Origin of the sequence: Rhizobacter sp. (assembly GCF_035702065.1) — a bacterium.
Classification (GTDB): domain Bacteria; phylum Pseudomonadota; class Gammaproteobacteria; order Burkholderiales; family Burkholderiaceae_C; genus Rhizobacter.
In genome coordinates, this window is sequence record NZ_DASSRA010000197.1 from 1 (window position 1) to 12,595 (window position 12,595).

Annotated in this window: 12 protein-coding genes; 1 reads left to right on the top strand and 11 read right to left on the bottom strand. The window is 68.3% G+C overall.

The features are described 5' to 3' along the window. Positions 1-89: 89 nt before the first annotated feature. From VFL64_RS09130 to VFL64_RS09170, 9 genes are all read right to left on the bottom strand, one after another. Complete coding sequence (locus VFL64_RS09130; RefSeq protein WP_489540067.1) at positions 90-1,610, bottom strand: UxaA family hydrolase; 1,521 nt, start codon at positions 1,608-1,610, stop codon at positions 90-92. A 20-nt stretch (positions 1,611-1,630) separates the two neighbouring features. Beyond that, positions 1,631-2,761: a mannitol dehydrogenase family protein gene (locus VFL64_RS09135; protein ID WP_489540068.1), complete on the bottom strand. Its 1,131-nt coding sequence runs from the start codon at positions 2,759-2,761 to the stop codon at positions 1,631-1,633. Between the two features lie 108 nt (positions 2,762-2,869). Beyond that, positions 2,870-3,880: a zinc-binding alcohol dehydrogenase family protein gene (locus tag VFL64_RS09140; RefSeq protein ID WP_489540069.1), complete on the bottom strand. Its 1,011-nt coding sequence runs from the start codon at positions 3,878-3,880 to the stop codon at positions 2,870-2,872. Positions 3,881-3,887: 7 nt separating this feature from the next. Further along, entirely contained in the window at positions 3,888-4,217 is a 330-nt protein-coding gene (locus tag VFL64_RS09145; protein ID WP_489540070.1) for an L-rhamnose mutarotase, read from the bottom strand. 5 nt (positions 4,218-4,222) lie between these two features. After that, on the bottom strand, positions 4,223-5,068 hold the full coding sequence (locus VFL64_RS09150) for an amidohydrolase family protein (RefSeq protein ID WP_489540071.1): 846 nt from the start codon (positions 5,066-5,068) through the stop codon (positions 4,223-4,225). Position 5,069: 1 nt separating this feature from the next. Beyond that, positions 5,070-6,092 carry an aldo/keto reductase gene (locus VFL64_RS09155; RefSeq protein ID WP_489540072.1) on the bottom strand — a complete coding sequence of 341 codons (1,023 nt, stop codon included), beginning with the start codon at positions 6,090-6,092 and terminating at the stop codon, positions 5,070-5,072. Between the two features lie 23 nt (positions 6,093-6,115). After that, entirely contained in the window at positions 6,116-7,063 is a 948-nt protein-coding gene (locus tag VFL64_RS09160) for an ABC transporter substrate-binding protein (protein ID WP_489540073.1), read from the bottom strand. Positions 7,064-7,131: 68 nt separating this feature from the next. Next, positions 7,132-8,115 carry an ABC transporter permease gene (locus VFL64_RS09165; protein ID WP_489540074.1) on the bottom strand — a complete coding sequence of 328 codons (984 nt, stop codon included), beginning with the start codon at positions 8,113-8,115 and terminating at the stop codon, positions 7,132-7,134. Then, the gene (locus VFL64_RS09170) at positions 8,112-9,635 is read right to left on the bottom strand and encodes a sugar ABC transporter ATP-binding protein (protein WP_489540077.1); all 1,524 of its coding nucleotides are present in this window, start codon (positions 9,633-9,635) and stop codon (positions 8,112-8,114) included. Before VFL64_RS09170 ends, VFL64_RS09165 begins: the two co-directional genes overlap by 4 nt. 323 nt (positions 9,636-9,958) lie before the next feature. On the opposite strand from VFL64_RS09170, the gene VFL64_RS09175 reads away from it, so the two are divergent. After that, a complete protein-coding gene (locus VFL64_RS09175; RefSeq protein ID WP_489540075.1) occupies positions 9,959-10,675 on the top strand; it encodes a FadR/GntR family transcriptional regulator in 717 nt (238 codons plus the stop codon). A gap of 9 nt (positions 10,676-10,684) precedes the next feature. On the opposite strand, the gene VFL64_RS09180 is transcribed toward VFL64_RS09175, so the two are convergent. Continuing rightward, the gene (locus tag VFL64_RS09180; protein ID WP_489540076.1) at positions 10,685-11,563 is read right to left on the bottom strand and encodes a carbohydrate ABC transporter permease; all 879 of its coding nucleotides are present in this window, start codon (positions 11,561-11,563) and stop codon (positions 10,685-10,687) included. After that, positions 11,560-12,420: a carbohydrate ABC transporter permease gene (locus VFL64_RS09185; protein WP_489540078.1), complete on the bottom strand. Its 861-nt coding sequence runs from the start codon at positions 12,418-12,420 to the stop codon at positions 11,560-11,562. Before VFL64_RS09185 ends, VFL64_RS09180 begins: the two co-directional genes overlap by 4 nt. Positions 12,421-12,595 lie beyond the last annotated feature (175 nt).

Below are 12,595 nucleotides of genomic sequence, written 5' to 3' on the forward strand. Positions count from 1 at the left end.
GGGTGGTGGCCTGCACAGGCCACGCAGGCCACAGTCCGCTCGGGCTGAGTTATCGAAGGCCCGCTCGGCGCTGCGCACGAACATCGGCATCACATCACCGCCCCCAACTGCCACGGCACGAACTCGTTGTCCCCCATCCCATGCTGCTCGCTGCACGTCGGCCGGCCGGACGCGGTGGCCAGCATCAACTCGAACAAGGCCGCCCCCGCCTCGGCCACCGTCTGCCGCCCTTCGACAATCTCCCCGGCGTTGAAGTCCATGTCCAGGCTCATGCGCTTGAACAAGGTGTTGTTCGTCGCGAGCTTGAGCGAGGGCGTGGGCTTGCAGCCGTAGGTCGACCCGCGGCCGGTGGTGAAGCAGATGAGGTTGGCACCGCCCGCCACCTGGCCTGTGGCCGACACCGGGTCGTAACCGGGCGTGTCCATGAACACGAGGCCGGCCTCGCGCACCGGCTCGGCGTACTCGTAGACGGCCATCAGCCCGGTGCTGCCGCCCTTGGCGACGGCACCCAGCGACTTCTCCAGGATGGTCGTGATGCCGCCCGCCTTGTTGCCCGGGGAAGGGTTGTTGTTCATGTCGCCGTGGTGCTGCCGCGTGTAACCCTCCCACCAGTGGATGCGTTGCATCAGCCTGTCGGCGACGGCGGGTGACGCGGCGCGTGCGGTGAGCAGGTGCTCGGCACCGTAGACCTCGGGCGTTTCCGAGAGGATGGCCGTGCCGCCCTGCGCCACCAGCAGGTCCACCGCGGCGCCCAGTGCGGGGTTGGCGCTGATGCCGGAGTAGCCGTCGGAGCCGCCGCACTGCAGGCCCACCGTGAGGTGGCTCGCCGGCACCTCGGTTCGCGTCACCGCATTGGCCAGCGGCAGCATCTCGCGCAGCAGCGCCTTGCCTTCTTCCACCGCCTCGCGCGTGCCACCTTCCTCCTGAATGGTCAGCGCCCCCACCAGCCCCGGCTCGCGGGCGTTCAGGCTCTCCACCAGCGGCGCGACCTGGTTCACCTCGCAGCCCAAACCGATCACCAGCACACCGGCGAAGTTGGGGTGGTCGGCATAGCCGCGCAGCGTGCGGCGCAGGATCTCGATGCCTTCGCCGCTGCCGCCCATGCCGCAGCCGCTGCCGTGGGTGATGGCCACCACGCCGTCGACGTTGGGGAAGTCGCGCAGCGCCTCGCCCTTGAAGGCCTCGGCGATATAGCGGCAGACGGTGGCCGAGCAGTTCACGCTCGCGATCACGCCCAGGTAGTTGCGCGTGCCCACCCGGCCGTCTCGCCGCACGATGCCCTGGAAGGTGGCGCGCCTCGGGGCCTGCGGTGTGGCGCGGTACTGCTTCCCCGCGGCATGGTCGTGGCTGTCGCCGCCCATGCCGAGGTTGTGCACGTGCACGTGCTCGCCCGCCGCGATGGCCTGTGTGGCGAGGCCGATCACCTGGCCGTACTTGCGCACCACCTCGCCCTCGGCGATGTCACGCAGCGCGATCTTGTGGCCCGAGGGGATGACGGCACGGCTGACGACACCACCGGCCAGCGGCGTGCCGGCAGCGATCTCATGGCGCGCCACCGCCACGTTGTCGGCGTCGCTCAGCAGGATGAGGGGGGAGGCTTCGGAGCTCATGTGTGCATCTCAACAACAGGTCAGGCCAGCGTAGTGCTTTCCAGCGCGGCGCGCAGGCGTTTCTGCGCCAGCGTCAGCCCCAATTCGTCGGCCAGCGCCAGCGCAGGCCGGAAGCGGCGCTGCTTCTTCTGCGCATGGTTCTGGGCGATGTCGGCGAGGCGATGCGCCAGGAAGGGGTTGAGCAGGCGGTCGCGCAGTTCGTCAAGGTAGGCGAGTGCTTCGCGGCGTTCACCGAGGGCATCGAACACCGGCAGCACCTCTTCGGCCCACAGCAGCTCGAGCTCGCGGCGCAGCGCCGGGTCGTTCATCGCTTCCAGCACCGTCTCGCCGGCCGGCCGGCGGTCCAGCAGCCAGCGCTCGGCCAGGAAGCTGTGGCCCCCGTTCAGCAGCAGCAGCTTGAGCCGCTCGTGGTGCGCCAGGTCGTCCGTCAGCCGCACGGCCGGGTGCGCGCACGGCAGCACCAGCCCTGGCCTGCGCTCGATGGCCCACAGCGCATAGGGCTCGGCCACGGCACCGACCGGCTTCACCGCCTCGGAGACGATGCGGTCGACCAGGGAGTTCGCCCACACGCAATGCCGCTCCAGGTAGACCATGAAGGCCGCCGGCAGTGCCCACCGGCGCGCGAGTTGCAACACCACGCCGCGCAGCACCTCGCCGTTGCGCGAGACCAGCTCGCAGGGGTAGATCGACAGCGGCGCCTCGGGCCGCGCGCGCCAGCGGGCATACAGCAGCACCAGCAGCTTGGCCGGGAAGCTGCGCGGCACGCGGCCGGTCTGCGTGTGCAGGTCCAGCGGGTCGCGGTCGTCGAGCTCATAACCGCGGTCGCCGGTGTTGGAGACGATCACCTGCACCAGGCAGGCCAGCTCGCGCACGCGCGGCCACTGCAGATCGGCATTCAAGGCCTCGTGGATGGCCTCGCCATGCAGCGTCTCGCTCACCGGCACGCCGCGCTGCAGGCCGCGGATGTGCACCGGGTAGCTCCCGCCTGCCGCCAATGCCGCCACCCGCGCCGCACTGTCGGCGCTGCGCGTGGTCTGCACGATCGCGATGCCGCCGAGCGCCTGCCCTGCAGCCATGGCCTGCGACACGAAGAGGTCGACGTGCGCCAGCAGGAACCGACTGGTCCCGAACTGCAGGATCGGTGGGTTCATGACCACCCCTCGCCCGATGGGTACATCGGTCGATCCCCCGAGGGGATGTGGGCCGGCTTGGGAGCGGCCCGGCGCTCGGCCCACCAACACATTCTCACGGTCTCCTCCTCAGCATTCGACGATGGCCTTCACCACGCCCTGCGCCGGATCGAGCAGCGTAGCGAAGTCATCGGGCACGCGCGCCAGCGGCATGCGGTGGGTGTTGAGCGCATCGGTCGGCACCTGCCCGGCGCGCATGGCCGCGAGCACGGTCTCGAAGTCCTGCATCGTGGCGTTGCGGCTGCCCAGCAGCGTGGTCTCGCGCTTGTGGAACTCGGGGTCGGAGAAGCTGATGGCATCGCGCACCACCGAGACCATCACGTAGCTGCCGCCGTGCGCCACGAACTTGAAGCCGCGCTCCATGGCGCGGGCGTTGCCGGTGGCGTCGAACACCACGTCGAAGAACTCGCCTTCGGTGAGCGCCGACAGCCGCGCCTCGTCGTCGGCGCCGATCGGCACCGCGGCCGCCACGCCGAGGTGGCGCTCGCAGAAGGCCAGGCGGTCGGCGCGGGTGTCGAGCGCGGTGACCGTGGCGCCGCGCTGGCGCGCAAAGATCAGTGCCGCCATGCCGATGGGCCCCGCCCCCACCACCAGCACGCGCTGGCCGGCTTGCACGGCGCCACGCCGCACCGCGTGCGCACCGATGGACAGGAACTCCACCATCGCCGCCTGGTCCAGCGTCACGCCCTCGGCCTTGTGAACGAAGGCCTGCGGCACGCAGAGGTACTCGGCGAAGGCCCCGTCGCGGTGCACGCCCAGCACCTGGATGTTGACGCAGCAGTTGGTCTTGCCCTGCCGGCAGGCGATGCAGCGGCCGCAGGACAGATACGGCATCACGAAGGCCGCATCACCCGGCGCGAGGCCGCTCTCCTTCGGCGCCGACTCCACCACGCCCGACAGCTCGTGCCCCATCACACGCGGGTAGGCGAGGTAGGGCTGGTCGCCGGTGAAGATGTGCAGGTCGGTGCCGCAGACGCCGACGCGCTTCACGCGCAGCAGCACCTCGCCGGCGGCGGGCACGGGCCGCTCGCGTTCTTCGGCGCGCAAGGTGCCGGGGGTCTGGCAGATGACGGTGAGCATGTCAGTCCTAGTCGACGTGGAACACCGAGGCCATGGCGGCCCAGTGTTCTCCGGGTTGGCGGGAGGCGAGCGGCACCTGACACGGGCCGCACAGGCGCCACCAGGCTTGCGTCTCGGGGTCGGCGGCGATGGCCGCCATGTCGGCCTCGAAGTCGCTGCCGTGGTACTCCCAGTAGCCGAAGAGCAGGTTCTCGGGCTCGCGCAGGAAGATGCTGTAGTTGCGGATGCGCGAGCGGCGGATGCGGTCGAGCACCGACGGCCACACGTCGGCGTGCAGGCGCCTGTATTCGGCGATGTGTTCCGGCGCGATGCCGATGACCATTCCCATGCGCTGCATGTGCGTCAGCCTCCGTCGAGCCGGTAGAAGCGGCGCGCATTGCCACCGAAGATGGCGGCCAGCGTCTCGTCGCTGGCGCCGGGCTGCAGCTCGCAGAAGCGCAGGGCCATGGCCAGCCAGCCTTCGTAGTGGCCGGCCAGGTTGAGCACCGGCCAGTCGCTGCCCCAGATCAGCCGCCTGGGACCGAACAGCTGGTAGACCGCTTCCATCCACGGCTGCAGGCGCTGGGCATGCGGGAAGGGCCCGGCCTCGGTGAGCAGGCCCGACAGCTTGCAGTGAACCTGCGGCAGGGCCGCCAGTGCCGCCAGGTCGCCGAGCCAGGGCTGCAACTGCCCGCGCGGGATGGCCGGCTTGGCCGCATGGTCGATGACGATCGGAAGCGCCGGATTGCGCCTGGCGAACGCCAGCAGCGCGCCCAGGTGGCGTGGCAGCACCAGGGCGTCGAAGCTGAGGCGGTGGCCCCGCATGGCCGCGACGGCGGGCTCCAGCGCGGGGTCGTCGATCCAGCGCTCGTCGTCCAGGTCCTGCAGCATCGGCCGCAGGCCCTTGAGCTGCCGGTGCTGCGCCAACCGGTCGATCTGCGCTGCGGCGTCGGCGGCTTTCAGGTCGACCCAGCCCACCACACCGCGCACGAAGGCATGCCGTTCGGCCAGCTGCAGCAGGTACTCGGTGTCGGCCACGCTGGGCAGCGACTGCACGAGCACGGTGCCGCTGACATGGCAGCGCTCGAGAAAGGGCTGCAGGTCCGCAGGCCCGAAGTCGCGGTGGATCTCCACCAACGACGCGGGTGGCCACTGGCCCGCCCGGTCGGCGAGGCGCCAGAAGTGCTGGTGAGCGTCGATGATCTGCATGTCAGCGTCTTTCTCCCTGCAGCGGGAGGGGTGCACGCTCGTCGACGAGGCCACGCTCGCGCAGCGCGAGCCACAGCGCATCGGGCAGCGTCTGCTCCAGCCAGGCGATGTTCTGGCGCAGCTGCGCCGCGTCGTGCGCGCCGGCCATGCAGGTCACCACCGCGGGGTGCGCCAGCGGAAACTGCAGTGCCGCCGCAGGCAGCGGCACCTCGAACTCACGGCACACCGCCTGCAAGGCCTGCACGCGCTGCAGCACCTCGGCGGGTGCCTGCTTGTAGTTGAAGGTGCTGGCCCCCGCCAGCACTCCGGAGTTGAACGGCCCGGCCGCCACGATGGCGTGGCCGCGCTTCAGGCTTTCGTCGAGCAGGGGCGAGAGGCTTTCCTGCTCCAGCAGCGTGTAGCGGCCGGCCAGCATGCTGATGTCGAGGTCGAACTCCTGCAAGGCCTCGTGCACCACCTGCCACTCGTTCACGCCCAGACCCACCGCGCGCACCAAGCCGTCGCGCCGCAAGGATTCGAGCGCGCGGAAGCCGCCGCCGTGCGTGAGCTGCCGCCAGTGGTGGGCATGGCGCTCGCCATGCGTCACACGGCCGATGTCGTGGATGAAGAGGATGTCGATGCGCGCCTGGCCCATGCGCTGCAGGCTGTCGTCGACACAGCGCAGCACGCCGCCGTAGCTGTAGTCGAAGTGCGGCTTGAAAGGCAGCGGCTCGGCAAAGCCGTCGTCGCCGGGCCGCACGCTGTCGTCGGGCCACATCAGCCGGCCGGCCTTGGTGCTGAGGATGAAGTCATTGCGCGGGCGGCGCGACAAGGCGGCACCGAGCCGCCGCTCCGAGAGCGTGTAGCCGTAGTAGGGCGCGGTGTCGAAGAAGCGCACGCCCTCGTCCCAGGCGGCATGAACCAGCGCGGTGGCCTGAGCCTGCGGCATGGCCTGGAACAGGCCACCGAGCTGGGCGCAGCCCAGGCCGAAGACGGGCACGGACAGGTCGACCCGGGGCAAGCGTCGGCTGTCCGTGTGCTTCATGTCCGTCTCTCGATTGCCAGCAGTCAGTACAGGACGTTCTTCGCCTCGGGCTTGTCGATGTTGGTCTTGGTGACCATCACCACGCCGGTGTCGAGGAACTTCGGCACCTTCTTGCCCTGCGAGACCTCGATGGCCGTCTTCACGCCCAGGCTGCCCATCTGGTAGGCGCTCTGCACGGCGATGGCCTCCAGCGTGCCGTCCTTGATGAAGCCCTGCAGGTCGGCGTTGCCGTCGAAGCCGATGGCCACCACCTTGCCGGCCTTGCCTGCCTGCACCAGCGCGCGGCCCATGCCGATGGCAGTCGGTTCGTTGGCGCCGAAGATGCCCTTCAGGTCGGCGTTGGCGGCCAGCACGTCGGTGGTCTGGTTGAGCGCCGTGCCCATCTGCGAGTTCGAGTAGAACGGGCCGACGATCTGCAGCTTGGAGTTCTTGGCGATGTAGTCCTTGAAGCCGCCCACGCGGCCGATCTCGGAGCCCGAGCCGGCGGTGTACGACATGATCGCGATCTTGCCGGTGGTGCCCACCTTGGCGATCAGCGCCTGTGCGCACAACTCGCCGGCCTTCTTGTTGTCGGTGGCGAGGAAGGACTGGTAGTAGTTCTTGCCCGCGTCGGACGCGGCCGAGTCGATCAGGATCACCGGGATCTTCGCCTCCCAGGCCTTCTTCATCGCCGGGATCAGCGCGTCGGGGTCGCTCGGTGCGAGCACGATGCCCGCCACCTTGCGGTTGACCGCGTTCTCCACCAGCGCCACCTGGCCGGCCAGGTCGGTGTCTGACGCCGCGCCCTGGAAGGTGGTGGTGTAGCCCTTCATGCCGGCCACGCCGTCGTTGGCGCCCTTCTTCACGTTCTGCCAGAAGTCGCTGTTGGCGGTCTTCACGATCACCGCGATCTCCTTGTCGGCGGCCATCGCGACCGCGCCGGCCAGGCCCAGGGCCACGGCCACCACCAGATGCTTCATCACGTGCTTCATGTCGTCTCCTTCTGCGTATGAAAGGTTGTCTCTCGTTGGAATGCCGGGCTGTTCCGCCCGGTGGGGAGTCATCGTCGATTGCGCATCTGGTCGATCCATACCGTGAGCAGGATGACCAGCCCGATGATGATTTGCTGCACGAAGGCGGACACACCGCCCATGTTCAAGCCGTTGCGCAGGATGCCGATCACGAAGGCGCCGATCAGCGTGCCGCTGATCGTGCCCACACCACCGCTGAGCGAGGTGCCGCCGATCACGGCCGCGGCGATCGCATCGAGTTCATACATCAGCCCCTCGCTGGGCTGTGCGGTGACCAGGCGCGACATCAGCACGCAGCCGGTGAGGCCGGCCAGCAGGCCCGACAGCACGTAGGCGAAGACGGTGACGCGCGCCACGTTCACGCCCGACAGGCGCGCGGCCTCGCCGTTGGACCCCACTGCGTACAGGTGGCGCCCGAGCGTGCTGCGGTTGAGCATGATCGCCACCGCGACCGCCAGCACCACCATCAGCAACACCGGATAGGGAATGCCGGGGAACACCACGTCGGGAAAGCCATCGGCACCGACACGCACCACGCGCCACAGGCTGCCGTTGCCGAGCGCCGCGAAGCTCTCGCCCAGGCCGCCGATGGCGCGCGCCTCGGTGATCTGCAGCGCGATGCCGCGGGCCACGAGCATCATGCCCAGCGTGGCGATGAAGGGCGGCAGCTTGAGCACGGTGACGCACAGGCCGTTGACCAGCCCGCACAGCCCGCCCACCACCAGCCCGGCCAGCATGCCGGCCGGCACCGGCCAGCCGGCCTTCACCAGCAGCGCCGCCACCACGCCCGACAGCGCGAGGATGGAGCCGACCGACAGGTCGATGCCGCCTGTGATGATCACGCAGGTGGCGCCGATGCCCAGGTAGGCGATGGACGTCACCTGCAGCGCGACGGTGAGCGCGTTGCCCATCGAGAAGAAGGCCTCGCTGACGAGCGAGAACACCAGCGTCAGCGCCAGCAGGCTGCCGAGGGCAGCAAACTTCTGGACGAGGTCTTTCTGTCGGTCGTTCATGCGTGTTCTTTTGTTGGAGACGGAACGCTCGAGAGGCGCGCACGCCCGGAGGCGTGGTGCATCAGTTCTTCCTGCGAGGTTTCGCGCGTGTTGACGATGGCGGTGATGCGGCCTTCGTGGAACACGGCCACGCGGTCGGTCATGCCCATGATCTCGGGCAGCTCGGAGCTGATGAGCACCACGCCGATGCCCTGCGCGGCCAGTTCGTCGAGCAGCTGGTAGATGGCGTACTTGGCACCCACGTCGATGCCGCGCGTGGGCTCGTCGAAGAAGAGCACGCGCGACTCGCGGAACAGCCACTTGCCCAGCACCACCTTCTGCTGGTTGCCGCCAGAGAGCTTGCGCACCTTCTGGTGGACCGAGGGCGTGCGGATGGACAGGGTGTCGACGTAGCGCTGCGCCGCCGCCGCCTCGTCGCCAAAGCGGATGAAGCCGAAGCGGCTGGCCACCGCCGCCATGCGCGCCAGCGTCAGGTTGTGCGCCACCGTCATGTCGAGCGCCAGGCCATGCGCCTTGCGGTCTTCGGAGAGGTAGGCCAGGCCGTGACGGATGGCATCCATGGGCGAGCGGATGTCGAGCCGCTGCGCCCCCAGGCTCACCGTGCCGGCATCGAGGCGGTCGGCACCGAAGATGGCGCGGGCGACTTCGGTTCGGCCGGCGCCCATCAGGCCGGCAAAGCCGAGGATCTCGCCGCGGTGCAGCTCGAAGCCGATGTCGCTGAACACGCCTTCGCGGGCCAGGCCCTGCACCGAGAGCAGCACGTCTTGCGTCGGGATGCGGGTGGCCTGCGGGAACTTGTCGTCGAGCGAGCGGCCGACCATGCGCTCCACGATGGCGTCGACGGTGGTGTCGGCGAAGTCGTGCGTGGCGATGTAGCGGCCATCGCGCAGCACAGTCACACGGTCGACGATCTCGGCCATCTCATCGAGCCGGTGCGAGATGTAGAGGATGCCCACGCCGTTGCGGCGCAGTTCGTGGATCACCTTGAACAGCTGCCTCGTTTCCGACTCGGTGAGCGAGGAGGTGGGCTCGTCCATGATCAGCAGTTCCGCGTCGAGCGACAGGGCCTTCGCGATCTCCACCATCTGCCGCTGCGCCACCGGGAGCGTGCGCACGATCGTCTGCGGCGCAATGTCGACCCCCAGGCGCTGCAGGCAGCGCTCGGCATCGGCGTGCAGCCGGGCGCGGTCGATGAACCAGCCCCTGCGCGGCTCGCGGGCGAGGAAGATGTTCTCCGCCACCGACAGGTGCGGCACCAGGTTCAGCTCCTGGTGAATGATGGCGATGCCCGCGGCCTCGGCCTCGTGCGTCGACGCGAAGCGGCGCACCTGGCCCTTGTAGCGGAGCGTGCCTTCGTCGGGCGCGAACTGCCCGCTGATGATCTTCATCAGCGTGGACTTGCCGGCACCGTTCTCGCCGCACACCGCATGCACCTCGCCGCGGCGCAACGTGAGGCTCACGCCCGCCAGGGCCACCACGTTGAAGAAGTGCTTGCTGATGCCCTCCAGTTCGAGCAACACCTCCGCCTGCTCGCCGGGCGCGCCGAGCCGGCCGCTGTCGAGGCGGGCTGGCGAGTCGTGGCGGGCGAGGTGAGCGGACAAGAAGGCCTCCTGGGGTCAGGCAGCGGATGCTAGTCATTTGACGTCTTTTGGTAAAGCCACCTTACCCTAAAACGTTAATTGGCCTGACCAAATAGCGCCTCCGCAAGCCACTCTCCACGAGGAAGAATGCCTTCGATTTAGGTGTTTTCCATAGGCGCCTCCGAGGACTCAAAGGAGTGGGCGGAGCGAGCAGTGACTGACCGGGCTCAGTTATCATGGTCAGGCCACTTCGAGGTGTCCCCGTGCCCCCACCCACCCTGACTTCCGCCCCCGTCCAGCTCCGCCCGGTCGAGACCCGCCGCCTCTACCAGCAGATCGCCGACCAGATCCGCGACCTGATCCAGCGCGGCGAATTCAAGCCTGGCAGCAAGCTGCCGCCGGAGCGCGATCTCGCACAGCAGCTGGGTGTGTCGCGGCCCTCGTTGCGCGAGGCCTTGATCGCACTCGACATCGAGTCGAGTGTCGAGATCCGCAGCGGCTCGGGCGTCTACGTGTGCACGCCTCCCGAGCGCCCCGCCAGGAGCACGGCGGCCATGGGCGAAAGCCCGACCGAACTCATGCAGGCACGTGCCGCGGTGGAAGGCGACGTGGTGGTGCTGGCCTGCGCGCACGTGACCCCCGAGGCGCTGTCCAGGTTGCGCGAGAGCATGGAAGGCATGCGCTCGCAGATCGCCCAGGGCCTTTCGCCGCTGGGCCACGACCGGCAGTTCCACGTCACGCTGGCCGAGATGAGTGGCAACTCGGTGATGCAGCGCCTGGTGGCCGAACTCTTCGACGAACGCCACAGCCCGATCTCGTCGCACCTGAGCACGCGCTTCGAGAACACCCGCACCTGGAACACCGCGTTGAAGGAGCATGAAGCCGTCTACCGCGCGCTGGAAGCCCGCGACCCGCTCGCGGCGCAGGCTGCAATGCGCTCGCACCTCAAGGCCTCCGAAGAACGCTGGGTCGGCGGCTGAACGAGCGCGCTACTCCTTCACCGACCCGGTGAGCCCGGACACGTAGTACTCCACGAAGAAGGAGTACACAAACGCCACCGGCAGCGAGCCGAAGAGCGCACCGGCCATCAGCGGCCCCCAGTGGTACACGTCGCCTTCCACCAGCTCGGTGACCACGCCCACCGGCAGCGTCTTGATCTCGCTCGACGAGACGAAGGTGAGCGCGTAGATGAACTCGTTCCACGACAGCGTGAAGGCGAAGATGCCGGCCGAGATGAGCCCGGGCACGGCCAGCGGCAGGACGATCTTGGTCAGGATCTGCCAGCGGGTGGCACCGTCGATCAGCGCGCACTCTTCCAGCTCGAAGGGGATGGAGCGGAAGTAGCCCATCAGCAGCCAGGTGCAGAACGGGATCAGGAAGGTGGGGTAGGTGAGGATGAGCGCCCAGCGCGTGTCGAAAAGTCCCAGCTTGAACACCACGTCGGCCAGCGGAATGAACAGGATGGACGGCGGCACCAGGTAGGCCAGGAAGACCGCCAGGCCCACCTGCTTGGAGCCGCGAAAACGCAAGCGTTCGATCGCATAGGCCGCCATCACCGAGGCCGCGAGAGAGAACAGCGTGGACACGACCGACACCAGCACCGTGTTCCACAGCCAGTCGGGGTAGGCGGTGTCGAACAGCAGCTTCTTGAAGTGCGCGAGCGTGGGCATGTGCACCCAGAACGGGTTGCCCTCGCGCGAGAGCAGCTCGTTGTCGGGCTTCAGCGAGGTGATCGCCATCCAGTAGAACGGGAACAGCAGCACGATCAGGAAGGCGAACAGCGGCAGGTAGACCGTGACGAGCCGGCGGCGGCGCGTCTCGAGGTAGCCCATGCCCTCGATCTCGAGCTGGTTGGAGATGGCGCTCATGCGTCAGAACCCCCCTGCTGCCACTTGCGCCGCTGCAAGCCGAAGAAGCTGAAGAGAATGGCCGCCAGCAGGAAGGGCACCATCGCGATCGAGATCGCCGCACCCTCGCCCAGTGCCCCGCCCGAGATCGCGCGCTGGAACGACAGCGTGGCCATGAGGTGCGTGGCGTTCAGCGGCCCGCCGCGCGTGAGCACGTAGATGAGCTGGAAGTCGGTGAAGGTGAACAGCACCGAGAAGGTCATCACCACCGCGATGATGGGCGTGAGCAGCGGCAGCGTGACGTGGCGGAACTGCTGCGCCGAGGTGGCGCCGTCGATGGCCGAGGCCTCGTAGTACGAGGGCGAGATGGTCTGCAGGCCCGCCAGCAGGGTGATGGCCACGAAGGGCACGCCGCGCCACACGTTGGCGGCGATCACCGACCAGCGCGCGTTCCACGGGTCGCCGAGGAAGTCGATGTAGTGGTCCATCCACCCGAGCTTCACCAGCACCCAGCTCACGATGGAGAACTGCGCGTCGTAGATCCACCAGAAGGCGATGGCCGACAAGGCCGTCGGCACGATGTAGGGGAGCAGGATGACGGCACGGAAGAAGGTCTTGAATCGGATGTTGCGGTTGAGCAGCAGCGCCAGCCACAGGCCGAGGCCGAACTTGAGCACGCTCGCCACGGTCGTGTAGAACAAGGTGTTGAAAAGGGCGAGGCGCGTGACGCTGTCGCCCCACAGGAACTCGTAGTTCTCCAGCCCGATCCACACGCCCTGCCGGCCCACCTTGGCGTCGGTGAAGCCGAGCCAGGTGCCCAGGCCCAGCGGGTAGGTGAGGAAGAGCAGCAACAGCACCGCCGCCGGCAGCATGAACATGAAGCCGAGGGCGTTGCGGCTGTTTTGAAGTCGCTCGATCCAGTGCGTCAAGAGATCTCCCGAAGGCGTGGTGCCCGGCGCCAAGTTGAACGTCAAGCCGCTCAGCGAGCGGCTTGACGATCGAACGCGGCGAGATATTCCATCACCGCAGGTGACGGAATATCAGACCTTGTAA